Source organism: Streptomyces sp. NPDC020965 (genome assembly GCF_044333555.1).
Taxonomy (GTDB): Bacteria; Actinomycetota; Actinomycetes; order Streptomycetales; family Streptomycetaceae; genus Streptomyces.
Genome location: NZ_JBIRRE010000011.1, coordinates 82,550 through 108,350, shown reverse-complemented (window position 1 = coordinate 108,350; position 25,801 = coordinate 82,550). Strand labels below are relative to the sequence as shown.

Below are 25,801 nucleotides of genomic sequence, written 5' to 3'. Positions count from 1 at the left end.
CGGGATCTCAACGGGCCTACCGGGACTCCTGTGGCCCTTCGGTCCTCTGCGCCCCCGGCACTCCCACGGGTTCACCCAATGTGCCGGATTTACTCGGCTCCCCGGCGCCTGGTGTCCTGTGGCCGGCCGGCGCCTTCCGGGCCCCGACCAACCCCGAGCCGAGCACCGCGCCCGCACCGACCAGCACCCCGCCCGCCGCCTGCGCGGCGCCGAAACCGCCCGTGCCCACCAGTGGTGCGGTGAGCGCGGCGGCGACGGGGATCAGTCCGGTGAAGAGGGTGGCGCGCTCGGTGCCGATTCGCTGAACGCCCATGTACCAGGTGACGAAGCCGATGACCGTCACCACGGCCGCCTGCCAGAGCAGCGCCCAGGTCTCGCCCTGGTCGGGCACCCGGACGAAGCCCGAACCGTCCACCACCAGCCCGATGATCGTGGACTCGACCGCGGCGATCCCACAGACGCACGCCGTGAGCAGCCGGGGCCCGAGCGGACGCAGCACCGGCGCGGCCAGCACCGCGAAGCCGACCTCTCCCAGGAGGGCGGCCACCGACCAGACGATGCCCATCGCGTCGGTACGGCCCCAGCCCTGGACCGTGAAGGCTCCGGCGGCGACCAGGAGGGCCCCGTACAGCACGGGTCGGGTCGGGCGGCGACCGTTCGAGAGCGGTACCAGGACGGCGACGATGACCGGCGCACAGCCGACGAATACGCCCGGAACGGCCGGTTCGGAGGTACGTTCCGCCGCGAGGATGGCCAGATTGAAACCGACCATGCCGACGCCCGCGAGCAAGGCGAGCCGTCCCCACTGGCGCGCGGTCAGGGCACGCAGGGGGCCGAGCGCCCGGCGACCGCCGAGCAGGGGCAGCAGCAGGATGAAGGCGAGGGCGTAGCGGACGGCCTGGCCGCCCGCGTACGGATAGTCGCCGAGGACGCTGTTCGCGGTGAAGGAGGCTCCGACCAGGCAGTAGGCGAATGAAACGAGCAGGACCCCGCGCAGCGCCTGGGCGTTCACGGGGTTTGACGGGTGACTCATGGGGCCGACGCTAAGGATCTGCGCGGTCCCCTTTAAGGTCCACTTCCATGACGTCATCGAGGACCACTTCGGGAGGCCGCCGGGAAGTAGCCGGCGCCGACGGGCCCTGGAGCACCGCGTGGGAACTGCTGCTGCCCGCGGCGGCGGCCCCGGCCAGGCGGCGCGGCCGGGCGCTCCAGTCAGCGCTGCGGGAAGCGGTCCGAACGGGCCGACTGACCGCGGGCACCCGACTGCCGTCCAGTCGCGAGCTCGCCGCCGATCTGGGCGTCTCCCGCGGTCTGGTCACCGAGGCGTACGAGCAGCTCACCGCTGAGGGATATCTGCGCAGCGACCGGGGCTCGGGCACCTGGGTCGGAGACGCAGCGCGCGCCGGGGCGCGCACGGCGCGGAACCTGGCGCCGCGCACGCCCGGGGTCCTGGTGGATTTCCGGCCGGGGACACCCGATCTGTCGCTGTTCCCGCGGGCCGCGTGGGCGGCGGCGCACAAGTCCGTCCTCGCCCGGTTGCCGCACCGGGCACTCGGCTACCCCGATCCGCGCGGGCTCCCCGAACTCCGCACGGCGCTGGCCTCGCTCCTCACCCGACGGCGCGGCGTCGTGGCCGATCCCGAGCGGCTGGTGGTCTGCTCCGGCGTCACCCAGGCGACATCGTTGCTCGGTTACGTCCTGAATCGCCGGGGGATACGGACGGTCGGGGTCGAGGACCCGGGGAGCCCGGAGCACGGGGGCGTGTTCACCTCGGTGGGTCTGACGACGGCTCCCCTGCCGCTCGACGGCGAGGGACTGGCGATGGAGCCGTTGCGCCGTTCCGGGGTACGGGCGGTGATGACCACACCGGCTCATCAGTTCCCCTCCGGGATCGCCTACTCCGCACGCCGTCGCGGCGAACTCCTGGAGTGGGCGCGCTCGGTGGACGGGTTGATCGTCGAGGACGACTACGACGGCGATTTCCGCTATGACCGGGCGCCGGTGGGCGCGCTCCAGGGTCTCGATCCGGAGCATGTCGCGTACAGCGGTTCGGTGAGCAAGTCGCTGGCGCCGGGGCTGCGGCTCGGCTGGCTGCTGGTGCCGCGGGAGTTGACGGATGAGGTGGTCGACCGGAAGCGCGCGATGGATCTCGGTAATCCCGCCCTCGACCAGGCGCTGCTCGCCGATCTCATCGACCGCGGCGGCTACGACCGGCAGTTGCGCCGCTGTCAGCGCGCCTACCGGGAGCGGCGTGACGCGGTCGTCGGCGCCCTGGCCGAGCACTTCCCGGGCACCGAGGTCAGCGGTATCGCGGCGGGATTGCACATCATCGCCCGGCTGCCGGAGCGGTACGGGCCCGAGGAGCTGTTCCTGGCGCGGGCCGCGCGGGCGGGGGTCGGGGTCCGGCCGCTGAGTGCCCATGCGACGGCGCGGACGGCGGATCCGGGGGTGTGGCTGGTTCTCGGATACGCGCATCTGACGCCGTCCGACATCGCGCGGGGGGTGGCGTCGCTGGCGCGGGAGCCCGCGACGGGCTGACGGACGGGCGGGCAGGCGAGGCTGACGGGCGGACGGGCCGGCACTCTGACGGGCGAGCGGGCGGTTTGACGACGGAAATGGGCTGCCGGGCGGGCTGACGGCAGCGGCAAAGCAGCGGGGGCGGAGGCGACGACCGGGGGCCGCAACGGTGTTCCCGCCGGGCGGGCGGTGGCGGCACCTGGGGCCGGGACCCAGGACCCGGGGCCGGAGGGCATCAGGGCGGCACCGGCCGGGGCCCCGCACGTATGCGCGAGGGACAGGGTGGGCCGGGGGCGCCGACAGCGACCCGCACGCCGTTCACCGGGGGTTCTTCCACCCGTCGTGACCGGGCGCTATGCATGGGCTCGGCACCCCCGACCGGCCAGGAGGCCAGCGATGCCGCACAGCCCGCCCCACCACTCCCCGCCCCCGTCCCCCGCCCGCCGCTCCCTGCTGCGCGGCACGGTGGCCGCGTCGGCCGCCCTGGCCCTGCCGGCGCTCGGCCCGCCGAGCGCGCTGGCCGTGCCGGAGCGCGCGCCCGCGCTCACGCTCTCCGGGCGCCCGCGCGCGTCCTGGGGAGTCCAGAGCGGCGATGTGAGCACGTCGTCCGGGGTGGTGTGGGTGCGTTCGGACCGGCCCGCGCGCATGATCGTGGAGACCTCGGCGACGGAGTCCTTCCGGCGCGCCCGGCGCTGGTACGGGCCGCTGCTGGGGCGGGGTACGGACTTCACGGGGACGACCGCGCTGCGCGGACTGCCGCCCGGCGAGCAGATCCACTACCGGGTGACGCTCGCCGACCCGGACGACCCGCGCCGCACCGGAGAGCCGGTGTACGGGACGTTCCGTACGGCACCCGAGCGCCGGCGGCAGGGCGTGCGTTTCCTCTGGTCCGGCGATATCGCGGGACAGGGCTGGGGCATCAATCCGGACACCGGCGGCTACCGGGTCTACGAGGAGATGCGCCGGCTCGATCCGGACTTCTTCCTGTGCAGCGGTGACACCGTCTACGCGGACGGGGTGATCGAGCCGAGCGTGACACTGCCGGACGGCAGAATCTGGCGCAATATCACCACCGTGGAGAAGTCCCGGGTCGCGGAGTCACTGGACGACTTCCGGGGCAACTTCCGCTACAACCTCCTCGACGAGCACGCCCGGCGCTTCAACGCGCAGGTGCCCACGGTGGTGCAGTGGGACGACCACGAGGTCCGCAACAACTGGTACCCCGGCCAGATCCTGGACGACCCGCGCTACACGGAGAAGAACGTGGATGTGCTGGCTCGGCGGGCGATGCGCGCCTTCGGCGAGTACTTCCCCGTCTCGACCCTGCCGGGCGGCGGACCCGGGGCCGGCGACCGGCCGGGTAGCGCTCGGGAGGGACGGCTCCACCGGGTGGTGCGGCACGGGCCGCTGCTCGATGTGTTCGTCCTGGACATGCGCTCCCACCGCGATGCCAACTCCCCCGGCCGGCAGCCGGAGAACCGGCAGGGCATCCTCGGCGTCGAGCAACTGAATTGGCTCAAATCAGAGCTTGCTCGGTCACGCGCGGTGTGGAAGGTGATCGCCGCCGATATGCCGCTGGGGCTCGTCGTACCGGACGGGGCGACGGACTTCGAAGCGGTGGCGCAGGGCGACCCGGGGGCGCCGCTGGGCCGGGAGCTGCAAATCGCCGAACTGCTGCGGTTCATCAAGCACCGGCGGATCACCGGCACGCTCTGGCTCACCGCCGATGTGCACTACACCTCGGCCCAGCACTACGCACCGGAGCGGGCGGCCTTCCGGGACTTCGCGCCGTTCTGGGAGTTCGTCTCCGGCCCGCTGGCGGCGGGCGGTTTCCCGGCGAACGCGCTGGACGGCACCTTCGGCCCCGAGCGGGTCTTCGTCCGGGCGCCGGAGCGGGCGAATGTCTCGCCGATGGAGTCGCCGCAGTACTTCGGGGAGGTCCATATCGACGGCGGCAGCGGGGAGTTGACTGTACGACTCCGGGCGGAGGGCGGCACCGTGCTGTTCGCCAAGGTGCTACAGCCGGGGCGGGTGGGGCAGTAGGGCCCGGCCGCCGCCACCTACGCCACCGACACCGACGCCGGATCTCCTGTCCGGGGCCGGCTCGTACGGCTCAGCCAGGTCCCACGCGCCGTGCTTCCACTTCGGCCAGCACCCGGTCGATCCGGCGTGATCGGCGCAGCAGGCCGGGCGACTTCGCCCCGGTCAGGGCGAGAAGGGCGACGGGGAGCGGGCGGCCCGCCAGTATGGCCAGGGCCACCGTCCAAGGCGGTATCCCGACCAGCGCGCACATCACCACGGCGGCCCGGGGCGTCCACGGAAGCAGCGCGAGAGCGGCCAGCGCCCACCCGCCGTAGCTCTCCACCAGCCCTGCCACCTCGCGCAGTTCGGCCCGGCCGGGCGCGATGGAACCCACCGTCTCCAGCAGCCAGGGTCCGGCCGCGTGGACGGCGGTCGCGGTCAGGAAGGCTCCCAGCACCGACGCGGTGACGAAGGTCAGAGCGATCGTCAACCAGCGTCGGGGATGGAGCGCCGACAGCCCCACGAGCAGCATCTGGTTGGGCAGAACCGGCAGTACGTAGTCGCTCAGTGGGAAGACGGCGAGAGTCGGCAGGAACCAGCGCCGGTGCGCGGCCCGGTCGAGCCGCAGCAACAGCCGTACCGTACGGGTGGAGCCGCTCTTCTCCGGACTCTCCTGCGGGGGCTCTTGCGGGGCTTGCCCCGGGGCGGGGGCCGGGGTCGCGGCGGGGGTCGCGGCGGGGGTCAGGGCCTCAGCCATGGCGGAGGGTCCGGTATCCCAGCGACGGCGAGAGGCGCATCAGGGACGGGAGGAGGCGCGCCTTGCCGATGTAGATCTCCGCCCGGTCCCGGCGGACACCCTCGATCACCGCGTGCGCCGCCTGGGCCGGGCTGATCTTGCCCCGGCCCCGGCCCCGCGTCATATCGGTGTCGACGAGCGGGAGGACCGCGTCGATCACCCGGATGTGCGGCGCACCGTCCTCGCACTGGTAGCGCAGCGACCGGGTGAAGGTCCGGACCGCCGACTTGGCCGCGCAGTACACGGGGGCCGAGGGCTTGGGAACGATGGCCAGTCCACTGGTGATGTTCACGATCGCGGCCGAGGAACGGCTGCTGAGATGGGGCAGCAGCCCGGTGGAGAGGGAGATGACGGCGTCCAGATTGACCGCCAGCTCCCGCCTGAGCACCGATCGCGACTCACGTGGATCGGCGGTGAGGAAATCGCTGAGGTTCTGCACTCCGGCGTTGTTGATGACGACCGAGAGTCCGGGGTGACGGCCGGGCAGTTCATCGCCGAAGGTGTCGACGGCGTCCGGGTCGGAGAGGTCGACGGCCTCGGCGGACACCCGATCGCCGTACTCGGCCTGAAGGGCCGCGAGCGGGCCGGGCGCGCGACCCACGGCCACCACATGCGCGCCGAGCCCGACCAACTGCCGGGTCATCTCGCGGCCGATGCCGCGGGCTCCGCCGGTGACGAGCACCGTTGTGCCGGTGAGTCTCATGCGGTCCTTCTCCTCGCTGGTTCATGGGTACGGGCCGTCCGCGCGGCCGGGCCGGGCGCCTCGTTCGGGCCGGGCCGCTCGTTCGGGCCGGTTCTCCGGAACGCCGCTCGGTAGGCCGCCGGTGTCATCGCGGTACGGAGCCCGAAGTGGCGGGTGAAGTGCGGCTGGTCCGCGTAGCCGCAGGCGAACCCGATGACGCCGATGCTGTGGGCGCTCCGCAGGAGCAGCGCGGCGGCGGCCTCTGTGCGCAGCTCGCCGAGGAGGCCGGTGAATCCGCCCGCGCCCGTCAGCCGCCGCTGGAGGCTCCGCACCGGCAGGTCCATTTCGGCGGCGAGTGCGGCCAGTGTCCAGCGCCGGGCGAGATCGGCGCCGAGCAGTCCCCTGGTGCGCACGACCAGGTCTCTACTGGATTCCGCCGTGGGCGGGTGTAACGGCGGTCCGGTACCCGGGTGGACGGCAGTTGCCCTATGCGGGTGCACGACGGGTGCAATATGCGGGGGTACGGGGGGTGCGGTACGCGGGGGTACGGGGGGTGCCGTGCCAGACCAGGTGAACCGCCAGAGCCCGCTGCCGTGGGCGGGCGGTGCCGCCCTGACAGCACCGTCGGCGAACACGGTGGACGGCGTCCCGCGCCCGACGTCGACGGTGATGTCCCGCGCGCCGGTCAGCGGCAGCAGCGCGGTCAGTACGCCGAGAACCAGGGCGTGTTCGGCGAGTTCGGGCGGCTCCCTGGGCGGTCCCAGATGCTCGGCGACGAGGTGTCCCGTACCGGATTCCCGTACCACCACTCGGTGCCGTGAGTGGGTGAACCGTTCCAGCCGCTGCCACCGTGCGAACAGGTCTCCCGGACCGACCGCGCTCAGCAGCGCCGTTACGGCCGGATCGGACGGGTTGGCCGGTACCAGCGCGCCGGCCCGCAGCAGCGGCAGCAGCCCATGATCGCGCGCCACACCCCTCAGGAACCGCCGCTTCGCCTCGAACGGCAGCAGCGCCCCGCCGCCCCTCGGCGCGATGACCCGGATCCCCTCATCGGCCAACGACCGCTGGACCAGCGCCACCAGTCTGGCGCTCGCGAACTCGTCCATGTCCGGCACCTCTTTCCGTCATCGCCGCCTCTTCCGGAGACGTTAGGCCGGTTGGCGGGGGGTGTCTTGAACGATTGCGCCACCGGCGGCGGCCGGTGCCGGCTGCTCGTCTCGTCGGGGGAGCCTGCCGGGAACTCCTCCCGCCCTTGCGGGCGGTGCCCCGATTGGCGTGAACTCGCCCATCAGGCCGAACCAGCGGCGCTCGCCCCCTGGCGCGAACCCGACCGACCGCGGTGGAACGGTAGCGCCCTGCCGCTGGCGTGGACTCGCCGATTCCGCCAGGAACAGCAGGTGGGAGCCCGGGGGGCGGCCGGTCGGTGTGCCGTGCGCCGACGAGCTGCCGGGCCGATTGTCAGTGGGGCGCTCTACGGTCCCTTCCATGACGCGATCAGTCCAGTCACTCGCCTATCCCCGTCCGTCCGCCGTCGAGTCGTCGGCGGGTGGACGGCTCCTCGGCCTGGAGACCTCGGGTGGCCTCACCCCCGTGGGGGCGCAGGCCCACCCGACCTTCTTCTCCGGCTTCCTGACCTCACCACAGACGGCGGCCCGTGCCCTGCTCGCCGTCGCGGACGTGGCCGCCGCCCGCTATCTCGATCTGACCCGGCGGGCGCTGCTCGATCCGGTGGTGACGGGCAATGGCGACCGGCTGAGATTTGAGTCCTTCTCCGGCTGCTGCGGGGTGTACGCACGGCTCGATGTGCTGCGGGACGGTCTGGACGGCGCGGACACCGGGCACGGCACGACCAATGTCGATGTCAACAACCCACTGCGGGAGGCGCTTTCCCGGCTGACCGGCGACAGCCCGCTCCATCTGCGGGTGGGTCCCGGGGAGCTGGCGGTCACCACACTCGACGGATCGGTGGTGGAGAAGAAGGTCCCGCTGCCGGACCGCTGGCTGCGCGGTTTCGCGGAGGCCCAGGTGGCCACCGCCGGATTCGATCTGCGGGCCGAGCTGAGCGGGGCCGAGGCGGTGCGCTTCCTCCGCTCGCTGCCGCGTTCATCGGTACGGGCCTCCCGGGGCGCGAGCTGGGTGGTGCCGAGCGGCAAGACCCTGCGGCCGACGACCCGACCGGTGGCGGGCGCGGTGTGCCTGCCGGGTCCCGAGCGGCTGGTGGCGCTCCAGCGGGTGCTGCGCCACGCCACCGCCCTGCGGGTGTACGGGCCGGCGGTGACGGACGGCGCGCCGACCTCGGCCGCCTGGGAGGTGGTGCTGCCGGGGATGCGGCTGACTCTCACCCTCTCCCCCGACACCGGGCGCGGTTTCTCCGGCGAGGGGGGCGTGCTGGAGGCGCTGGCGACGGAGGAGGCGGCGCAGGACGCCGAGTTGGTCTCGGTGCTACTCGCCTGGGAGCCGATCATCGACCCGGCCGAGCTGGCCGCGCGGTCGGGTCTTACGGTGGCCCGGGTGCGGGCGGCGCTGGTCCGGCTGGGCACCGCCGGTCGGGTGGGGTACGACGTGGCGGACGCCGCGTACTTCCACCGTGAGCTGCCGTACGACGCGGATCGTGCCGAACGGCACAATCCCCGGCTGGTCGCCGCCCGGACGTTGGCGGCGGCCGGGGCCGTGACGCTGGACGGGCCGTCGGCTTCGGTCGTCTCCGGTGACCGCGTCTACCGAGTCCGGGACGCGGGCGGGCAACTGCGCTGCACCTGCGTCTGGTGGACCGACCACCAGGGCGGTCGGGGACCGTGCAAGCACGCGTTGGCGGTGCGGATGGTCCGGCGCGGGTTGACCGCGACGGACGCGACGGGATCGGCCGCCGCGACGGCGGAGCGGGTTACGGACCCGAGTGTGGGCACGGGCGCGGGTCAGGTTTCGGGTGCGGGTGCGGGTACGACGGGGTTGGGGGACGCGCGATGAAGGAACTGATCGACGTGGTGCGGGCGGGGCGGGTCCAGGAGCTTCCGGGGCGGCTGAAGCCGTTGCCCCGGGACGAGCGGAAGGAGCTGCTCGTCCAGTTGAAGACGCTCCGTTTGGAGCTGCGGGACTCGTCCTGGCGGCAGTGGCGCGAGCGCACGCTCGCCGCGTCCGGCCTGCTGGTCGCGGGCGCCGGCTGTCACACCGGGGTGGCCGCCGCCGCGGCCTGGATCGGCGCCCGTGAGCTGCGCCTCTCCCCGACCATCACCCAGCCGAAGGTACGCGCCGCGCTCCTCGATGTGCTCGCCGACAGGGAGCCCGACTGGCTGGGTCGGCTGGCGCACCGCCTCGCCGCCCGTTCCTCGACCGCGGAGGAGGACTACCACCTGGTCCGTGAGCTCGTGGTGCGGTCCGGCTGTCCGGTGCCGACCACGGACGGATACCTGCGGGGCTGGGTCAACTCGCTCTCCTCGCGGGGCGATATGCGCAAGCGGCTCCACGAGGACCCGCACGCCCCCGCCATGGTGGCCGGGCTGTTCGAGCTGACGGCCTTCCCGCAGGAACTCACCTGGTACTCCGATCCGGACGACCCGTCCCACTGGCCGACGGTGCTCACCGGGCTGATCGGCCACGGCGTCGTGGCGCGATCGCTGCTCGTGGACGGCACGGTCGCCCGGCTGCTGCGCGGCGGCGGCCGGCCGACCGACGCGCGGCTCTTCCTGGCGCTGCTGGAGCGGCTCGCGCTGACGCCCGACGAGCGGGCGGAGCGGGTTCCCGACTGGCTCGGCATGGTGTCGGACGGCACCACCCAGGTGACCGTCTACGCCCAGGGGGTGCTCGCGGAGCTGGCCGAGGACGACCGGCTGTCCACATCGGCGCTGGCTGAGCTGTCGAGCACGGTGTTCTTCCGTCCCGAGAAGAAGTTGGCACGGACACATCTGACGGTGCTCGGCAAGGTGTTGCGGAGGCGCTCGAAGGACACCGCCGCCGTCCGGGAACTGCTGCCGCTGGCGGCGGACGGTTTCGCGCACGAGGACCCCGTGGTCCAGGAGCGGGCGCTGAAGCTGGTGGTCCGGTATCTGCCCAGCGCCGACGACGGACTGCGCGAGGTACTGGCCGAGGCCGCCGCACTTCTCGGCCCGGCGCACCGGGAGGCCGCGCGAGCCGCCTTCGGGTCGCTGCTGCCGGTGGAGGACGCCGCGGTGTACGAGGAGTTCCTGCCCGCGGTGCCGGGCCGCCGCGAACTGGCCCCCGCGACCGACTCGGTGGCGGAGCTGGTCGAGGACTTCATGGTCGGGCTGCGGCGCCGGGACGAAACGGTGATGGTCGACTTCGAGCGGACCCTGGACGGACTGGTGCGACTGGCCCACAGCGACCGCGAGCCGCTGACCAAGGCGCTGCGGGAGGCACTGGCCGACCGCGGGTGGACCGACCCGGAGCACTTCCGGGGCTCACACCTCCACCACCGCTTCGCCCGCGATCCGAACAGCCTGGGCGTGGTGGCCGCCACGCTGCTGGAGGCGCTGCCGGACGACGTGATCCGGAAGACCCGCACCCACGCGGTCCCGTCGGACCTCTGTCAGTACAGCGGACTCACGGCCATCAACTCGGCCCGGGTGTGGGAGGTCGCGCACCACGTCAGGAACGCTCCGCTGCCGTTCCTGCTGGCGACACCCACCTGGGACACGGGGGCGCTGGACCCGGACGACCTGATCGCGCGGCTGCGGGAGTACCACCGGCTCGGCGCGACACCGGCCGCGGCCGATTTCGCGCAGGCTCTGCTCCGGGTGGTCCAGGACGGCGGCGGGCGGGCGGCGGAGGCCGCGGCCGGGCTGGGGACCGCCGAGGGCGACCGGCTGGCCGCGTGGCTCTGCGGGGAGGGGCCGGAGCTGGCCGCGCTCCAGGAGGGTGGCGCGGCCACGCCACCCGTCGGGACCGCCATCGGACTGCTGGGCCATCCGGCACGCACCGCCCGGCTGCTGCTGGACCGCAACCGGGAACGGCGCACCGTCCAGCGGGACTTCCCCGCCGCCTTCCGCTGGCTCGGGCAGCGGCCCAACCCCCGGCACAATCACGGCTACTCCTGTGTGAGCCCGCAGACGACATGGCAGGCAGTGGTACCGCACTGGCCCGCCGTGCTGCCGCACGACCGGGAGAGGCTCGCCGAGTGGCTGCTGCCCGGCCTACTGCTCTCGGCGGAGGCCGGCGCGTACGGATGGGAGATGCCCGCAGCCTCCTGGTGTCTGCCCCGGCTGGCCGAGGGCGAAGGTCCCGGATCCCCCGCCGGTGCGGAGCTGCATCGGGCGCTGGCGGCCGGAGTGGGTGCCCGCACGGTGAGTGACCGGCTGTTGGCGGTGGACGCCCTGCTGGTGCTGGCGGCCCGCGGTCAACTCGACGGCGCGCTGCTCGGCCGGCGGCTGGCCGAGCTGGTCCAGCACGGCCCGGTGAAGATCAACCGGTTCACCGACGCGGCTCGTACGGCGTCGGCGACCGGTGCGTACCGGACGGTCTGGAGCGTGCTCGCCGCCGCACTGCCCCAGCTCGTGCGGGCGCGACCGTTGCCGCGCGGGCTGGGCGGGATCCTGGCCGTGGCCGCGGACTGTGTCGAACAGTGCGGCCCCGCGACAACGGACCCGGCGTCGAACCCTGCGTCGGGTCCGGCGACGACCAGCGCGGAGCCGCGCGCCGCGGACGCCGTGGAGATGGCGGCCGGCCTGGACACCCCCCGTACGACGGCCCCGGCTGAGCGACCCGTACCAGGCGGCACCGCGCGTACGGCAGATCCGGCCGGCCAGGGCGATGCCGTGGACACCACGCGTACAGCGGGTGCGGAGAGTGTGGTGGACGGCGTCGCCGAGGTGATACCCGGGTTGGGCGAATTGGCCGGGCGGGGCGGGTCGGCCCAGGTCGTCGTCCAGGCAGCGCGGCTGCTGGCGGCGCTGCGGGAGGGAGTCGACTCGTCCAGGCCAGAAACGGTCAAAAAATAGTCAATATCCGCATCGATTAATGCTTTACCCATCAGTCACAAACCGTTCGTGATCGCGCAACACGGTTCGTTCACAGTGAGGTCATGAACCAGGTGACCTCCACGAAGATCGCCCGTCGCCCACACCCCTGGCGGCGGGGCCTCGTTGAACCGGCCGCCGTGTGCGCGGCACTGGCGGTCGCCCCTGTCGTCGCGCTCCTCGCCGGGTACGGAACCGTCGGCACATCGGCGCTCATCGCGTCAGCGGTGACCCTGATCGCCACGGCCGTCTTCCTCAGTCGGCTCAGTCGGCTCACGCGGCTCACGCGGCTCATCCGATGGGGACGGCGCCACGGCGCCACCCGTCCGACCCAGCCCACCACCCCGACCTCTCCCACCGAAGCCACCGAAGCCACCGAAGCAGCACAGCAGGAGCGGACATCCGGGCGGGGCGGGGCCGTCGTCGGCACGGCGGACGCCCCGGCGGTGCTCTGGCGGGCGCGCACCACCGTGCGGGACACCCCCGGCAGCCTGGCCGCGCTCTGCACGGCATTCGCCGGCCTCGGCGTCGACATCCTGACCCTCCAGACGCATCCGCTCACCGATGGGACGGTGGACGAGTTCCTGCTGCGCGCGCCCGTGCCGCTCCAGCCCGAGCGGCTGCGTCGGGAGATCGCCGCGGCCGGGGGCGAGGCCATCTGGATCGAGCGGGCCGACCCGCACGACCTCGTCGACACCCCGACACGGATGCTCGGCCTCGCCACCCGTACCGCACTGGACCCGGCCGAGCTGCCTCTCGCCCTCCGTCAACTGCTGGGCCGCTGCACCATCCGCTCACGGCCCGCCGTCTCCTCCACCGGCCGGGCCAACGGCCATCCGCTGCCGGTGGAAGGCGTGCTGGAGGAGACGGTGATGCGGCTGCGCGACCCGGCCGGAGGGGAGCTCACGGTCGAGCGCCCGCACCTCCCCTTCACCCCGACGGAATTCGCCCGGGTGCGCGCGCTGGTGGAGCTGGACGCCCGGCTCGGTACCCGGGTGCCGCGCGGTCAGGAGGTGCTCACCCTCGCCGAGGCCGGTGAGATCACCGTGCGCCGCGCCGGCCGGGGCGACGCCGATGCGGCCCGGGAGATGCACGACCGCTGCTCCGAGCGGACCCTGCGGCAGCGCTACCACGGCCCGGTGGTCGACGCCCAGCGCTATCTGGACCATCTGCTGAGCCCCCGCTTCGGCCGCACCCTCGCCGTGCGGACCGCCTCCGGCCGGCTGATCGCCCTCGGTCATCTCCTCTGGGACGGGGACGAGACCGAGGTGGCCCTCATCGTGGAGGACGACTGGCAGCGCCGCGGCATCGGCGCCGAGCTGCTCGGCCGGCTGGTCGCGCTCGCCCACGAGGCCGGCTGCCGCAACGTGTACGCCGTCACCCAATCGTCCAACACCGCCATGGTGGCGGCGATGCGGGGGCTCGGACTGCCCCTCGACTACGAGACGGCCGAGGGCACGCTCGTCATCACCGCCCGGCTGGACGGAACGGACGGGTACGGATCGGCGCCGCGTTCGTGGTCCGGCTGGTTCGAACCGGCTGAGCGCTGAGGGCTTCGGTCAGATCACGCCAAAGGTCCTCCACGTCCTCAAGCCCCACCGACAGCCGCAGCAGCCGGTCGCTCACCCCGGCCGCGCGGCGGTCCGCGGCGTCCACGACGCGGTGGCTGATGGAGGCCGGATGCTGGATCAGCGTGTCCACGCTGCCCAGGCTCACGGCGGGGGTGATCAGCCGGACACCGGCGATGACGGCGTGCGGATCGCCGTAGACCTCGAAGGAGACCATCGCCCCGCCGATCCGCGGATAGTGGACCCGCGCGATCCGGGGATCGGCGGCAAGCCGGCAGGCCAGGTCGGCGGCAGTGACGGATGCGGCCCGCACCCGTACCGGCAAGGTGGAGAGTCCGCGCAGCAGCAGATAGCCCGCCATCGGATGCAGGATGCCCCCGGTCGCGAAGCGGATCCGGCGCAGCACCCCGGCGAACTCCTCGTCGCAGGCCACCACTCCGCCCAGCACGTCCCCGTGGCCGCCCAGGTACTTGGTCGCACTGTGCAGCACGATCCGGGCGCCGTGCTCCAGCGGCCGTTGCAGCACCGGGGTGGCGAAGGTGTTGTCGACCAGCAGCGGAACCAGGCCGCAGGCGTGTCGTACGGCGTCGAGGTCCACCTCGGCGAGGGTCGGATTGGCCGGTGTCTCGACCATGACCAGACCGGTGTCGGCACGGATCGCGGACTCGATCCCGGCTGGATCGGTCCAGGTCACCTCCGTGCCCAGCAGCCCGGTCGAGAGCAAATGGTCGCTACACCCGTACAGCGGCCGTACCGCCACCACATGGCGCAGCCCCTGAGAGGCGCGCGCCAGGAGTACGGCGGTCAGCGCGGCCATTCCGCTGGCGAAGGCGACCGCGCTCTGGGCGCCTTCGAGTCGGGCGAGGGCGGTCTCGAACCTGGCCGTGGTGGGGTTGTCGAGCCGGCCGTAGACGGGCGGCCCCTCAAGTCGCCCACCGGTGGCGGCGAAGGTGTCTATGCGTTCGGCCTCGGCCGCGGCGTCGTAGGAGGGGTAGGTGGTCGACAGATCCAGCGGTGGGGCGTGCAGCCCGAGTTCCGCGAGGTCGTCCCGTCCGGCGTGGACCGCTTCGGTGGCCAGGGCCCGGCGCGCGGGTCCGGCGAAGGCTGGATTCTCCATGCACGCAGGGTGAACAGTTACCGGAAGGTAGCGGGATCGTCCCGTGTTACGTTCGGCGGATGGCCGAATCTGTCGCTCTTGACCCGGTGGACCTGCATATTCTCCGGCTGTTGCAGAACGACGCCCGGACGACGTACCGGGAGCTGGCGGCCGAGGTCGGAGTGGCGCCCTCCACCTGTCTGGACCGGGTGACCCGGCTGCGGCGGTCCGGGGTGATTCTCGGACATCGGCTGGCGCTGGACCCGGGGCGGCTGGGCCGGGGGCTCCAGGCGCTGCTCTCGGTGCAGGTCCGCCCCCATCGCCGGGAGTTGATCGGCCCGTTCGTGGAGCGGATCCGGGCGCTGCCCGAGTCCCGGGCGCTGTTCCACCTCACCGGCCCCGAGGACTATCTCGTACATGTGGCGGTGGCGGACACGGCGGATCTCCAGCGGCTGGTGGTGGACGAGTTCACCTCGCGGCGCGAAGTCGCCCGGGTGGAGACACGGTTGATCTTCCAGCAGTGGGAGTGCGGCCCCCTGCTGCCCCCGGAGCACCCGTCGAGTTGTGGACCGGAAGGCGGATTGTGACCGGACAACCGCAGGCCACCGCCCTGCGGCGGAGGTGACGCGGAGGCCCCGTCCGTATGAGGATGTGGGTATGTCTGTCACCCCCAGCAGCCCGCTGCCCCGTCAGGTCGCCGACGCCTACGTCGACGCGCTCATCGAACTCGATCCCGCCATCGGCACCTATCTGGGAGCGCGGGAGAGTTCGTCCCGACTCCCCGACTACTCACCCGCCGGCCAGGAGAAGATCGCCGTGCTGGCGCGGGAGACCCTCGCCGCGCTCGACGCGGCCGAGAAGCTGCCCGGTGCCGACAGCGATGTGGAGAGGCGCTGCGGCCGGTTGCTCCGCGAGCGTCTGACGGCCGAACTCGCCGTGCGCGAGGCGGACGAGGGGCTGCGGGTGGTGAGCAACATCAGCTCACCGGTGCATGAGGTGCGGGAGACGTTCACGATGACTCCCGCGAAGACCGAGGAGGACTGGGCGGCCATCGCCCAGCGGCTGCGCGCGGTGCCGGCGGCGCTGGCCGGCTATCGTGCGTCGCTGGAGCTGGGTCTTGAGCGGAAGCTGCCGGCCGGGCCGCGGGCGACCCGTACCAACATCGGGCAGATGACGGAGTGGATCGGTACGGAGCGGAGCTGGTTCGGGGAGTTCGTCTCCGACGGGCCCGACACCCTCCGCGCCGAGCTGGACACGGCGGCCGGAATCGCCACCGATGCCCTGACCGGACTGCGGGACTGGATGCGCGATGTGTACGCGCCGGCCGTGGCGGACGCGCCGGACACGGTGGGCCGGGAGCGCTACGCCCGCTGGTCGCGCTATTACAACGGCACCGATCTGGATCTGGACGAGGCGTACGCCTACGGCTGGTCGGAGTACCACCGGCTGCTCGCCGAGATGCGGGTGGAGGCCGACCGGATCCTGCCGGGAGCGGGCCCGTGGGAGGCGCTCGCCCACCTGGACGAGCACGGCCGGCACATCGACGGTGTCGAAGAGGTACGGGTCTGGCTCCAGGAGCTGATGGACGAGGCCATCGAGGCACTGGACGGCACCCACTTCGAACTCGCCGAGCGGGTCCGGAAGGTGGAGTCCCGGATCGCTCCCCCGGGCAGCGCCGCCGCCCCGTACTACTCCGCGCCCTCCGAGGACTTCTCCCGGCCGGGTCAGACCTGGCTGCCGACGATGGGCGCCACCCGGTTCCCCGTCTACGACCTGGTGACGACCTGGTACCACGAGGGGGTGCCCGGTCACCATCTGCAGCTCGCCCAGTGGGCGCACGTCGCCGACCAGCTCTCCCGCTACCAGGCCACGATCGGCGGGGTCAGCGCGAACCTGGAGGGCTGGGCGCTCTACGCCGAACGGCTCATGGACGAGCTGGGCTTCCTGCCCGACCCCGAGCGGCGGCTCGGCTATCTGGACGCCCAGATGATGCGGGCCTGCCGGGTGATCGTGGACATCGGGATGCATCTGGAGCTGGAGATTCCGGCGGATTCGCCGTTCCATCCGGGTGAGCGCTGGACTCCGGAGCTGGCGGAGGAGTTCACCGACACCCACAGCGGGCGCCCCTCGGATTATGTGGAGAGCGAACTGACCCGCTATCTGTCGATGCCGGCGCAGGCCATCGGCTACAAGCTCGGCGAACGGGCCTGGCTGCTGGGCCGGGAGAACGCCCGCAAGGCGCACGGTGACGCCTTCGACGCGAAGGCGTGGCATATGGCGGCGCTCTCGCAGGGGTCGTTGGGGCTGGACGATCTGGTGGACGAGCTGTCGAAGCTGTGACGGTGAGTGGCCGGGCCCACCGCGGGCCCGGCCGGCCCAGCAGCCAGGCGGTGGTCCCGGCCGACCGCGCTCCCGGGCGGTGGTGCCGGTCAGCGGCGGAAGCCGCCTTCGGAGTCGATGACCTGGCCGGTGATCCACTCCGCCTCGTCGGTGGCCAGCCAGGCGATCAGCCGGGCCGGATCGTCCGGCGCCCCCCACCGCCCGCCGGGGAAGGCGTCCGCGACCCGCCGGTGGTCCGCACCCTCCAGATAGCCGGTGTCCACCGGGCCCGGGTTGACGGTGTTGACGGTCACGGCCAGCTCCGCGAGCGTGGTCGACAGGGACCGGGTGGCCGAGGCGAGAGCGCCCTTGGCCAGTCCGTAGGCCAGTTCGTTCGGCATCCCGCCGGCGATGTCCTGACCCGAGGTCATCATCACGACCCGGCCGCCTGGTGTGCGCGGCGGCAGCTCGGCCCGCCGCCGGGCGTACGCCTGGACCAGCAGCACCACCGCGCGGGTGTCGATGGCCCAGTGGGCGTCGAGCATGGCGGCGTCGATCTCCAGCAGGGTGCCGTCGGTGCCGCTCAGGGCGTGGTTGGCGACCAGGATGTCGAGCCGGCCGCCGAGCGCCTCGGCCGCCGTGGCGACGAGCGCGGCCGGGGCGGCGGCGTCGGACAGATCCCCGGGGCCGTGGACGACCCGCGCCCCGGGGTCCGCGAGGGCCGCCCGCACCCCCGCCGCCACGGCGTCCGGGCCCCCCGGATCCGCTCCCCACGGCAGGCGTTCGTCATGCGGGACATGGTGGTGGAGATAGACGCTCGCGCCGTACGCGGCGAGCCGCCGGGCCACCGCGTACCCGATGCCGGCACGCCGGCTCGCGCCGGTGACGAGGGCGGTACGGCCGCGCAGCGGCAGCGGGTCACGGCGCAGGGCGTCGGGGTGGGGGTGCGGGATCTCGGGCATGGAACCCATCGTGAGGGAACGGCCGGTGGCCGTCATCCGGATTTCGACCGTGGCGCGGGCGCGGGTGTAACGCCGCCCGCGCGCCGGTCCTTTCGGCCGTTTCCCCGGCCGCTCCTCGCTGGCGGGTCGGCCGTCCCTCGGCGCCGGCCGGCCCCCCGGTCGTTCTCGTACGCTCCCCGGCTGTTCCCCGGCGCCGGCTCGGCAGTGGGTCAGCGGTCGGCCGTCGGCGGCTCAGCAGCCGCAGTCGGCCGCCGCGACGGGCGCGGTCAGGGGATCGGTCTCACGCCGGGCGCCGCCGTCCCCCGTCTCGTACCGAAACCCCTCCCGCGCCCAGTACTCGAAGCCGCCGAGCATCTCCTTCACCCGGTGGCCGAGTTCGGCGAGGGCGAGCGCCGCCCTGCCGGCACCGTCGCAGCCGGGGCCCCAGCAGTACGTGACCACCGGCACCGAGCCGTCCAGCAGCCGGCCGGCGTGCTCCGGGATGAGAGCGGTGGGCAGATGGATCGCGCCGGGAATGTGCCCCTGCTCCCAGGATGCGGTGGAGCGGCAGTCGACCAGGACGAAGCCCGGATCGCCCGGTGCCGCCAGTGCGGCGGCGACGTCGGACACATCGGTGTGGCAGGCGAGGCGGGCGGCGAAGTACGCGGCGGCGACGGCGGGCTGGGCCGCGGGGACCCGGAGGACAGGGTTCAGAACCGGCTGTGTTGTCGACATGTCAGTGAATCTATGGCCGGTGACACCGCCTCCTGAAGGAGGAAGCCACGGACCCGAGCTTGATCCACCGGGGATTCCCCTGTTGTCTGTGCGATATGACGGGATATTCACCGGACGCCACGGACTGGCGCATTCTGGCGGCCCTCCAGCGCGACGGCCGGACCGGTTTCGCCGAGCTGGCCCGCACGGTCTCCATGTCCGCCAGCGCGGTGACCGAGCGGGTACGACGACTGGAGGAGGCCGGGATCATCTCCGGCTACACGGCGGTGGTCGACCCGGAGCGGCTGGGCCTTCCGATCCTGGCGTTCGTCCGGCTGCGGTATCCGAACGGCAACTACCGGCCGTTCCACGAGCTGCTGGAGACGACGCCGGAGGTTCTGGAGGCCCACCACGTCACCGGGGACGACTGTTTCGTACTCAAGGTCGCCACCCGGTCGATGAGCCATCTCGAAGAGGTGGCGGGCCGGATCGGCGCGCTCGGCTCGGTGACGACGAGCGTCGTCTACTCGTCGCCCCTACCGCACCGCGCGATCAGCCGCTGAGCGGGGCGGTGCGGAGCCGGACCACCGACCCCCGGCGCTCCTTGACGACATCGAGCTGGGTGGGGATACGGCGGCGGAGATCGGCGACATGGCTGACGATGCCGACACTGCGGTCCTGTTCGCGCAGGGAGTCCAGGACGTCGATGACCTCGTCCAGGGTCTGTTCGTCCAGGCTGCCGAAACCCTCGTCGATGAAGAGGGTGTCCAGTCGAACGCCCCCGGCCTCCTCGGTGACGACATCGGCGAGCCCCAGAGCCAGCGCGAGACTCGCGAAGAAGGTCTCGCCGCCGGAGAGGGTGGCCGTGTCCCGCTCACTGCCGGTCCAGGCGTCCACCACATGGAGCCCGAGCCCCGAGCGCTTCCCGCCCGCGCGGGCGTCGGAGTGCACCAGGGTGTACCGGCCGGAGGACATCCGCCGCAGGCGCACGGTCGCCGCGGCGGCGACCTGCTCCAGCCGGGCCGCCAGGACGTACGACTCCAGGCGCATCCTGCGGTCGTTGTCCGCGGAGGTGCCGGCGGTGAGGGCGGCGAGCCGGGCCACCCGGTCGTAGTCGTCGCGCAGCGGGCCGAGGCGGCGCACCTCGGCGGCGGCCTCCCGGGACAGCTCGGCGAGTGCCGCGCACCGGGCGCGGGCGGCGGCGAGCGCGGAGTCGGCGGCGCGCAGGGCGCGTTCCGCGAGCGCGTGGACGGTCCGGGTTGCCTCGGGATCGGCGGGCGGCCCCTCGGCGGCGGCCCTGGGTTCCGGCTCGGCGAGCCGGTCGGCGACCGCGGCCGCCTCGGTTCGCCAGTCGTCGATCCGGTGCTGGAGTTCGCGCTGCTCCGCGTCGGTGAGCAGGACGTCGGCGGCGGCCGCTGGGGTGGCGAACCCGGCCCGGTACGCGGCGTCGGCGAGCCGGTCATCGGTCTGCTTGAGCCGCAGCGCCGTGAGGTCGAAGGCGCGGACGGCGTCGGCCGCATCGGCGAGTAGCCGGGCCCGCCGCTCCAGGACGGTGACGCGTTCGGCGACGGTGCCGTCGCTCCCCCGGACCCGGTCCAGCTCATCGGCGAGACCGGCCCGCTCCCGGTCCAGCCCTTCCCGCCGCTCGGTGCGCGCGGCGGCCCGGCGCTCGGCGTGCCGCCGCTCCGTGAGCCGCCGCTGATGCTCCTGCTCGGCCCGGTCGAGCGCTTCCCTGGCGGCGTGGGTGTCGGAGGCGAGCCGGTGGGCGTGGCCCTGGTCGCGCTCCAGACCGGCGACGAGCGAGGCCAGCTCGGCCTGGTCCGGATCGCGGGGCGGGTCGGCGGGTCGGTCCGCGATCGGGGTGGTGTCGGCACCGCCAGCGGTGCCGGGGGCCGGAGCGACGGCCGGGGGTGTGGTGACGCGCGGCCGATCGCCGGCCCGGTCGAGCGCTTCCCTGGCGGCGGGGACATCGCGCCGTACGGCGGTGGCCGCACGGGCCTCGTCGGCCGCCGCCGCCAGGGCCTCCCTGACCACGGCCAGCTCCCGCTCCGCCGCGGCACCGGCCGCGTCGGCGCGGGCGTACGCCTCGTACGCCGCGTCCTCCTCGGCGGGGGTGACCTGGTCCTCGGTCGCCCGCGCGGGCGCGGGGTGTTCCGTCCCGCCGCAGACCGCGCACGGGTCCCCTGAGGTCAGGGCGGTGGCCAGCTCCGCGGCGATACCGCGCAGCCGCCGCTCCTTGAGATCGAGCCAGCGCTCCCGCGCCTCGCCCGCCAGGTCGCGGGCGACCCGCAGAGCGGTCTCCCCTTCCCGGGCGCGGTCCGCGAGCCGGTCGCGCTCGCGGGCGGCGCGCAGTCCGCGGCGGGCCGGGTCCAGCAGGCGCGCGAGGTCCGCCGAGCGAGTGCCCGCTTCCTGCGCCGCGGTCACCCGGTCCTGGTGGGAGCGGCGGAGGGTGTCCCACTCGGCCAGCCAGCCGGCCGCATCCCCGAGCAGATCGTCGTCCGCGCGGGCCTCGCGGTCCAGCTCGGCGCGCTCCCGGACGATCTCCTCGGCACGGCGCTCGGCGCGGCGCGCGGCGGCCAGGTCGCCCAGCTCCTGACGGAGTCCGCGCTCCAGCGCGGACAACTGGTCGGCGCCGGCCCCGGCCAGGTCGGGGGAGAGGGCGGCGCGTGCCCGGTCATGGGCCGTGCCGGCGGCGCGGTGCTCGCGCTCGGCGTCTTCCCGCAGCCGCAGCGCGGGGGCGACCAGCTCGGCCTTGCGGGCCCGGTCCAGCCGGGCGCGCCGGGTCTCGTACGCCGGGCGGGCGGCCTCCACCGTCGCATGGCGGCTCAGCGCCTCCTCGTACCGGCGGCGGAGCCGGTCGCGCTCACGGGCGTCGTCGGACGCGCGCCGCGCCGCGGCCTGGCGGCTCTCCGCCGACGACAGCGCCCGGTCGGCGATGTCCGCCCGCTCCAGCGCGCCCGCGCGGGCGACGGCCGCCCACTCCAGGACCGCGTCGGCCAGCCCCGGGTCCCCCGGCTGCTGCCGGGGCGGCGGCCAGTCGTCGGCCGCGGTGCCCGCCGCCTGGGCCATCCGGTGCGCGACCGCGAGCAGCCGTTCGTCCCCGGCCCGCACCCGGGCCTCCGCCGCGCGGCGGCGCTCGCCGAGGCGTTCCTCGACGGCGGCGAAGCGGCGGGTGTCGAAGAGCCGGCCGAGGAGTCTGCCCCGCGCCTCCGCGTCGGCGCGGAGGAAGCGCGCGAAGTCGCCCTGCGGCAGCAGCACCACCTGGCAGAACTGGTCCCGGCTCATGCCGACGAGCTGGGTGATCTCCTCGCCGATCTCCTGGTGGGATCCGCTCAGCGCCCGCCAGGTGCCGCTCTCCGCGTCGTACTCGCGCAGTCCGCTGCGGGCCCGCTCGGAGGTGAACCCGCTGCCGTTCTTCTTGGGGCGGGGCTGGGCGGGGCTGCGCCGGATCTCCAGCCGCCGCCCACCCACGGTCAGTTCGAGCAGCACCTCGGTGGGGGTGCCGGGCTCGGCGTGATCGCTGCGCAAGGAGGCCCCGGGACTCTGCCGGGCGCCGGGGACCGCCCCGTACAACGCGAAGCAGACGGCGTCGAGCACGGAGGTCTTACCGGCCCCCGTCGGTCCGTGGAGCAGGAAGATGCCGCCTTCGGAGAGGCTGTCGAAGTCGACCTCCTGGGTGGCGCCGAAGGGCCCGAAGGCGGTGACGGTCAGCCGGTGCAGCCTCATCGGGTCACCTCGCGCGCGCCGCCGCTCTCCCGCGCCGCCTCCGCGACCCGCACCTCGTCGAACGCGCCGCGCAGCACGGTGCGCTCGCCGTCGTCGGGTCCGCTGCCGCCGCGCACATGCGCCACGAAGTCCTCCGCGATCTGCTGGTCGTCGCGCCCCTTCAGCCGCTGCGCGTAGGACGCGGAGGCGGCTTCGTCGGCGCGGTCAGGCTCGAAGACGAGGCTGAGGGTGTGCGGGAATCGCGCGCTGAGCCGGGCCATCGGCTCGGCCGGACGGACCGGGTCGGTGAGCGTCGCCTCGACGAAGGCGTGCTCGTGCCGGTCGAGCGCCGGATCGTCGAGCAGCTCCGTGAGGTGTCCGCGGAGCCGGGCGAGCGGTCTCGGTACGGGGCAGTCGACGCGCTCGGCGTCGATCTCGCCGCCGGGTCCGAGGTCGATGAGCCACATGGTCTTGCGGTGGGTGGTCTCGGAGAAGGAGTAGGCGAGCGGCGATCCGGAGTAGCGCACCCGGTCGGTGATCGTCTGGCAGCCGTGCAGATGTCCGAGCGCCACGTAGTCCACGCCGTGGAAGACTCCGGCGGGCACCGCGGAGACCCCGCCGACGGTGATGTCCCGCTCGCTGTCGCTCGCCGCGCCCCCGGCGACGAAGGCGTGGGCGAGGACGAGCGACCGGGTCCCGTCGGGGCGGGTCGCGAGATCGGCGCGGACCCGGTCCATGGCCGCACTCAGCACGGCCTCGTGGTGGGCCCTGGCCGTCCGGAACTCGTCCTTCACCAGGGCCGGTTCGAGATAGGGCAGCCCGTAACAGGCGACCTCGCCGTGGGCGTCGGCGAGCAGTACGGGGGTGCCGCAGCCGGCCGGGTCGGTGCGCAGGTGTATGCCGGCGCGCTCGATCAGCCCGGCGCCGACACCGAGGCGGCGTGCCGAGTCGTGATTCCCAGAGATCATCACCGTCGGCACGCCCGCGTCGGCGAGGCGGTGCAGCGCCCGGTCGAACAGCTCCACCGCGGACAGCGGTGGCACGGCCCGGTCGTAGATGTCTCCCGCCACCAGCACCGCGTCCACGTCGCGGGCGCGCACCGTCGCCACCAGGTGGTCGAGGAAGGCGGCCTGGGCGTCGAGCATGGTCACCCGGTGCAGCGACCGCCCCAGGTGCCAGTCCGACGTATGCAGGAGTCTCATGATTCCCGAGAGTATCGGTGGGGTCCGACAGTGGGTGCGGCCCGGGCCGCACCGGTCGCGGTCCGGGGCCGCCCGCCCTGGTTCCGTATGCCTGTACTCAGTGGCCCGCCCGGTTCCGTGTACGCGTACTCCGGCGGCCCGCGAGCCCCGGTTCCGTGTTCCCGGCTGCGGCGGCCCGTACGCTCCACAGGTCGGACACCAGGGACCGGGATACCGCCGCGCTCCCCGGTTGGGGGCGTCTCCGGTGCGCGAAATCACGCGTCGCCGTACGCCTCGCCGCCGAGTTCGAGCCGTGCCGCGCCCGCCGTGGCGTCCGCGAGCCAGCCCCGGAAGGTGTCGACCTCGGCGTCCGGCAACCCGATCTCGATCACGACATTCTCCGCATAGTTCACATTCCGCACAGATCGCCCGGTGGCTCGCAGATCGTTCTCCAGCTTCCCCGCCCGCTGATGATCGACGGTGACGGTGGCCAGCCGGAAGCGCTGCCGGGTGATCGTGCCGAGCGCGTCCAGGGCCTCACCCACCACTCCCCCGTACGCCCGGATCAGTCCGCCCGCGCCGAGCTTCACCCCGCCGTAGTAGCGGGTGACGACGGCCACGGCGTAGCGCACGTCCCGCCGCGTCAGCATCTGGAGCATGGGGACACCGGCCGTACCACCGGGTTCACCGTCGTCGCTCGCCTTCTGTACGGAGGCGTCGGCGCCGATCACATAGGCGAAGCAGTTGTGGGTGGCGGTCGGGTGCTCCCGGCGGACGCGGGCGACGAACGCCTGCGCCTCCTCCTCGGTCGCGGCGGGGGCGAGCGCGCAGATGAAGCGCGATCTGTTGATCTCTGTCTCGTGCACACCCTCATGGGCGACCGTCCGGTACCGCTCCTGCATCAGGCCACCCTATGCGGCAATCGAAGGGGAATGCTCCGCATGGGTCGCCCGTTGTGATCTACATGGACGCAGACACGGACACCATCCACGGCGACGCCGAGGCGGAGACGATCCGCCGGATCCTGACGACGACGGGCGACACCTGGGCGGTGGTGGGCCTGTCCGACAACCAGTCGCGGGCGGCCTACGGCGTCGCCCGCGTCCTCCAGCGCTTCGGCAAGCGGGTGGTGCCCGTACATCCGAAGGCCGCCACCGTCCACGGCGAGCGGGGGTACGCGACACTCGCCGACATCCCCTTCCCCGTCGACGTGGTCGACGTCTTCGTCAATTCCGATCTCGCGGGCGCGGTCGCCGACGACGCCGTCGCGATCGGCGCCAAGGCGGTCTGGTTCCAGCTCGGAGTGGTCGACGAGGAGGCGTACGACCGGACGCGTGCGGCCGGTCTGGACATGGTGATGGACCACTGCCCGGCGATCGAGATCCCCGCACTCACCGGGCAGCCGGGCTGAGGCGTTGGCATCGCGCCCGGCCCGTGAGGCCCCGTACGGCGCGGCCCTTGCACCGCGGGAACGCCGCCCCGTACGGCGCGGCCCTTATACCGCACGAACGGCCCGCCGTCCCGGACACCGCGAGAAACCGAACGATTTCATACAGCCCATGAATGCTTCTTTACGGTCGCTTTAGACAGCATCTAGTCTTGACCGCCCATGGGTTGGAGGTCGTGCATGCAACAGCCGGATGGGGCCTTACCAGCGGCGAGAGCCTCCCGGGGGCGATTGCCGCTCGACGGCAGGGCACAGACCCGGAGATCCTCCCTTTCCCTTCCCGAGGATTTGGCGCTCGACAACTGGAAGGCCATCGGCGAGCAAATCTTCGTCATCGCCGACTCCTCCGCCTGGTGGCTGGGGGACTGGCTCGTCTACGGCCAGGACACATACCCCCATCGCTACCGGCAGGCGATCGAAGAATCATCCCTGGATTATCAGACATTGCGCAACTACGCCTGGATCGCCCGCAAGTTCCCCGCGTCCCGCCGGCACTACGCCCTCAGCCTCCAGCACCATGCCGAGGTCGCCGCGATGGCCGCCGATGAGCAGGACCACTGGCTGGGCCGGGCGGAACGGCTCGGCTGGTCACGCAATGAGCTGCGGCGCAGGATCAGAGCCGCCCGGCCCTGCCGCGAGGGGGCCGGGCGGGACGCGACCGCGGTCCTGGAGGTGATCGCGTCGCCCGAGCAGTGCGAACGCTGGGAAGAGGCCGCCCAGCGGGACGAGCGCGATCTCAGCGGATGGATCATCAAAAGGATCGACGAGGCCGCCGACTCCGCACTCCGACGACACTGACGTAGGCTTTTCCCCATACTTGCGCACCCTGCCTGCCCGTATTCTC

At 73.2% G+C, this 25,801-nt stretch carries 20 protein-coding genes; 10 read left to right on the top strand and 10 right to left on the bottom strand.

What is annotated here, in order from left to right; all coding sequences use genetic code 11:
• Positions 1–16 precede the first annotated feature (16 nt).
• Positions 17–1,033, bottom strand: a complete 1,017-nt coding sequence (locus ACH4S7_RS29395) for a DMT family transporter (RefSeq protein WP_398524361.1) — start codon at positions 1,031–1,033, stop codon at positions 17–19.
• Positions 1,034–1,080: 47 nt separating this feature from the next.
• Here ACH4S7_RS29395 and ACH4S7_RS29390 point away from each other — a divergent pair, with 47 nt between their 5' ends.
• Together ACH4S7_RS29390 and ACH4S7_RS29385 are read left to right on the top strand one after the other, a co-directional pair.
• The gene (locus ACH4S7_RS29390) at positions 1,081–2,538 is read left to right on the top strand and encodes a PLP-dependent aminotransferase family protein (RefSeq protein WP_398524360.1); all 1,458 of its coding nucleotides are present in this window, start codon (positions 1,081–1,083) and stop codon (positions 2,536–2,538) included.
• 375 nt (positions 2,539–2,913) lie between these two features.
• The gene (locus ACH4S7_RS29385; RefSeq protein WP_398524359.1) at positions 2,914–4,560 is read left to right on the top strand and encodes an alkaline phosphatase D family protein; all 1,647 of its coding nucleotides are present in this window, start codon (positions 2,914–2,916) and stop codon (positions 4,558–4,560) included.
• 70 nt (positions 4,561–4,630) lie between these two features.
• On the opposite strand, the gene ACH4S7_RS29380 is transcribed toward ACH4S7_RS29385, so the two are convergent.
• Genes ACH4S7_RS29380 through ACH4S7_RS29370 form a run of 3 tightly spaced genes read right to left on the bottom strand, consistent with a single transcriptional unit; the run spans position 4,631 to position 7,123 of the window.
• On the bottom strand, positions 4,631–5,296 hold the full coding sequence (locus ACH4S7_RS29380) for a hypothetical protein (RefSeq protein ID WP_398524358.1): 666 nt from the start codon (positions 5,294–5,296) through the stop codon (positions 4,631–4,633).
• Positions 5,289–6,038, bottom strand: coding sequence for an SDR family oxidoreductase (locus ACH4S7_RS29375; protein WP_398524357.1), 750 nt, complete (start codon positions 6,036–6,038; stop codon positions 5,289–5,291). The genes ACH4S7_RS29380 and ACH4S7_RS29375 overlap by 8 nt, the downstream gene beginning before the upstream one ends.
• Positions 6,035–7,123, bottom strand: a complete 1,089-nt coding sequence (locus tag ACH4S7_RS29370; RefSeq protein WP_398524356.1) for a helix-turn-helix domain-containing protein — start codon at positions 7,121–7,123, stop codon at positions 6,035–6,037. The genes ACH4S7_RS29375 and ACH4S7_RS29370 overlap by 4 nt, the downstream gene beginning before the upstream one ends.
• A 379-nt stretch (positions 7,124–7,502) precedes the next feature.
• Here ACH4S7_RS29370 and ACH4S7_RS29365 point away from each other — a divergent pair, with 379 nt between their 5' ends.
• From ACH4S7_RS29365 to ACH4S7_RS29355, 3 genes are all read left to right on the top strand, one after another.
• Positions 7,503–8,984: an SWIM zinc finger family protein gene (locus ACH4S7_RS29365; RefSeq protein WP_398524355.1), complete on the top strand. Its 1,482-nt coding sequence runs from the start codon at positions 7,503–7,505 to the stop codon at positions 8,982–8,984.
• A complete protein-coding gene (locus ACH4S7_RS29360; RefSeq protein ID WP_398524354.1) occupies positions 8,981–11,968 on the top strand; it encodes a DUF6493 family protein in 2,988 nt (995 codons plus the stop codon). The genes ACH4S7_RS29365 and ACH4S7_RS29360 overlap by 4 nt, the downstream gene beginning before the upstream one ends.
• Before the next feature lie 83 nt (positions 11,969–12,051).
• Complete coding sequence (locus tag ACH4S7_RS29355) at positions 12,052–13,536, top strand: GNAT family N-acetyltransferase (protein WP_398524353.1); 1,485 nt, start codon at positions 12,052–12,054, stop codon at positions 13,534–13,536.
• Here the strand turns inward: ACH4S7_RS29355 and ACH4S7_RS29350 are convergent.
• Entirely contained in the window at positions 13,454–14,671 is a 1,218-nt protein-coding gene (locus ACH4S7_RS29350; protein WP_398524352.1) for a trans-sulfuration enzyme family protein, read from the bottom strand. The two genes, ACH4S7_RS29355 and ACH4S7_RS29350, sit on opposite strands and share 83 nt — an antisense overlap.
• Positions 14,672–14,730: 59 nt before the next feature.
• Between ACH4S7_RS29350 and ACH4S7_RS29345 the strand changes: the two genes are divergently transcribed.
• Together ACH4S7_RS29345 and ACH4S7_RS29340 are read left to right on the top strand one after the other, a co-directional pair.
• Positions 14,731–15,237: an Lrp/AsnC family transcriptional regulator gene (locus ACH4S7_RS29345; RefSeq protein WP_398524351.1), complete on the top strand. Its 507-nt coding sequence runs from the start codon at positions 14,731–14,733 to the stop codon at positions 15,235–15,237.
• A 70-nt stretch (positions 15,238–15,307) separates the two neighbouring features.
• Positions 15,308–16,990, top strand: coding sequence for a DUF885 domain-containing protein (locus ACH4S7_RS29340; protein ID WP_398524350.1), 1,683 nt, complete (start codon positions 15,308–15,310; stop codon positions 16,988–16,990).
• 89 nt (positions 16,991–17,079) lie between these two features.
• On the opposite strand, the gene ACH4S7_RS29335 is transcribed toward ACH4S7_RS29340, so the two are convergent.
• The gene (locus ACH4S7_RS29335) at positions 17,080–17,931 is read right to left on the bottom strand and encodes an SDR family oxidoreductase (protein ID WP_398524349.1); all 852 of its coding nucleotides are present in this window, start codon (positions 17,929–17,931) and stop codon (positions 17,080–17,082) included.
• A gap of 231 nt (positions 17,932–18,162) precedes the next feature.
• Positions 18,163–18,645: a rhodanese-like domain-containing protein gene (locus ACH4S7_RS29330; protein WP_398524348.1), complete on the bottom strand. Its 483-nt coding sequence runs from the start codon at positions 18,643–18,645 to the stop codon at positions 18,163–18,165.
• A gap of 95 nt (positions 18,646–18,740) precedes the next feature.
• On the opposite strand from ACH4S7_RS29330, the gene ACH4S7_RS29325 reads away from it, so the two are divergent.
• Positions 18,741–19,187 carry an Lrp/AsnC family transcriptional regulator gene (locus tag ACH4S7_RS29325; RefSeq protein ID WP_398524347.1) on the top strand — a complete coding sequence of 149 codons (447 nt, stop codon included), beginning with the start codon at positions 18,741–18,743 and terminating at the stop codon, positions 19,185–19,187.
• Here ACH4S7_RS29325 and ACH4S7_RS29320 read toward each other — a convergent pair.
• The 3 genes from ACH4S7_RS29320 to ACH4S7_RS29310 all read right to left on the bottom strand — a co-directional run bounded on the left by ACH4S7_RS29320 (position 19,177) and on the right by ACH4S7_RS29310 (position 24,412).
• On the bottom strand, positions 19,177–22,350 hold the full coding sequence (locus ACH4S7_RS29320) for an AAA family ATPase (protein ID WP_398524346.1): 3,174 nt from the start codon (positions 22,348–22,350) through the stop codon (positions 19,177–19,179). The two genes, ACH4S7_RS29325 and ACH4S7_RS29320, sit on opposite strands and share 11 nt — an antisense overlap.
• A complete protein-coding gene (locus ACH4S7_RS29315) occupies positions 22,347–23,531 on the bottom strand; it encodes an exonuclease SbcCD subunit D (protein ID WP_398524345.1) in 1,185 nt (394 codons plus the stop codon). Before ACH4S7_RS29315 ends, ACH4S7_RS29320 begins: the two co-directional genes overlap by 4 nt.
• A gap of 254 nt (positions 23,532–23,785) precedes the next feature.
• Entirely contained in the window at positions 23,786–24,412 is a 627-nt protein-coding gene (locus ACH4S7_RS29310) for a YigZ family protein (protein ID WP_398524344.1), read from the bottom strand.
• A gap of 62 nt (positions 24,413–24,474) precedes the next feature.
• Between ACH4S7_RS29310 and ACH4S7_RS29305 the strand changes: the two genes are divergently transcribed.
• Positions 24,475–24,921 (top strand): CoA-binding protein, encoded by a 447-nt coding sequence (locus tag ACH4S7_RS29305; protein ID WP_398524343.1) that lies wholly within the window; start codon positions 24,475–24,477, stop codon positions 24,919–24,921.
• 216 nt (positions 24,922–25,137) lie between these two features.
• On the top strand, positions 25,138–25,755 hold the full coding sequence (locus ACH4S7_RS29300; protein WP_398524342.1) for an LmbU family transcriptional regulator: 618 nt from the start codon (positions 25,138–25,140) through the stop codon (positions 25,753–25,755).
• Positions 25,756–25,801 lie beyond the last annotated feature (46 nt).

Excerpts from the sequence above, each read along its gene's own strand:
- ACH4S7_RS29395 (WP_398524361.1), bottom strand. The coding sequence starts at position 1,033 with ATGAGTCACCCGTCAAACCCCGTGAACGCCCAGGCGCTGCGCGGGGTC.
- ACH4S7_RS29390 (WP_398524360.1), top strand. The coding sequence starts at position 1,081 with ATGACGTCATCGAGGACCACTTCGGGAGGCCGCCGGGAAGTAGCCGGC.
- ACH4S7_RS29385 (WP_398524359.1), top strand. The coding sequence starts at position 2,914 with ATGCCGCACAGCCCGCCCCACCACTCCCCGCCCCCGTCCCCCGCCCGC.
- ACH4S7_RS29380 (WP_398524358.1), bottom strand. The coding sequence starts at position 5,296 with ATGGCTGAGGCCCTGACCCCCGCCGCGACCCCCGCCGCGACCCCGGCC.
- ACH4S7_RS29375 (WP_398524357.1), bottom strand. The coding sequence starts at position 6,038 with ATGAGACTCACCGGCACAACGGTGCTCGTCACCGGCGGAGCCCGCGGC.
- ACH4S7_RS29370 (WP_398524356.1), bottom strand. The coding sequence starts at position 7,123 with ATGGACGAGTTCGCGAGCGCCAGACTGGTGGCGCTGGTCCAGCGGTCG.
- ACH4S7_RS29365 (WP_398524355.1), top strand. The coding sequence starts at position 7,503 with ATGACGCGATCAGTCCAGTCACTCGCCTATCCCCGTCCGTCCGCCGTC.
- ACH4S7_RS29360 (WP_398524354.1), top strand. The coding sequence starts at position 8,981 with ATGAAGGAACTGATCGACGTGGTGCGGGCGGGGCGGGTCCAGGAGCTT.
- ACH4S7_RS29355 (WP_398524353.1), top strand. The coding sequence starts at position 12,052 with ATGAACCAGGTGACCTCCACGAAGATCGCCCGTCGCCCACACCCCTGG.
- ACH4S7_RS29350 (WP_398524352.1), bottom strand. The coding sequence starts at position 14,671 with ATGGAGAATCCAGCCTTCGCCGGACCCGCGCGCCGGGCCCTGGCCACC.
- ACH4S7_RS29345 (WP_398524351.1), top strand. The coding sequence starts at position 14,731 with ATGGCCGAATCTGTCGCTCTTGACCCGGTGGACCTGCATATTCTCCGG.
- ACH4S7_RS29340 (WP_398524350.1), top strand. The coding sequence starts at position 15,308 with ATGTCTGTCACCCCCAGCAGCCCGCTGCCCCGTCAGGTCGCCGACGCC.
- ACH4S7_RS29335 (WP_398524349.1), bottom strand. The coding sequence starts at position 17,931 with ATGCCCGAGATCCCGCACCCCCACCCCGACGCCCTGCGCCGTGACCCG.
- ACH4S7_RS29330 (WP_398524348.1), bottom strand. The coding sequence starts at position 18,645 with ATGTCGACAACACAGCCGGTTCTGAACCCTGTCCTCCGGGTCCCCGCG.
- ACH4S7_RS29325 (WP_398524347.1), top strand. The coding sequence starts at position 18,741 with ATGACGGGATATTCACCGGACGCCACGGACTGGCGCATTCTGGCGGCC.
- ACH4S7_RS29320 (WP_398524346.1), bottom strand. The coding sequence starts at position 22,350 with ATGAGGCTGCACCGGCTGACCGTCACCGCCTTCGGGCCCTTCGGCGCC.
- ACH4S7_RS29315 (WP_398524345.1), bottom strand. The coding sequence starts at position 23,531 with ATGAGACTCCTGCATACGTCGGACTGGCACCTGGGGCGGTCGCTGCAC.
- ACH4S7_RS29310 (WP_398524344.1), bottom strand. The coding sequence starts at position 24,412 with ATGCAGGAGCGGTACCGGACGGTCGCCCATGAGGGTGTGCACGAGACA.
- ACH4S7_RS29305 (WP_398524343.1), top strand. The coding sequence starts at position 24,475 with ATGGACGCAGACACGGACACCATCCACGGCGACGCCGAGGCGGAGACG.
- ACH4S7_RS29300 (WP_398524342.1), top strand. The coding sequence starts at position 25,138 with ATGCAACAGCCGGATGGGGCCTTACCAGCGGCGAGAGCCTCCCGGGGG.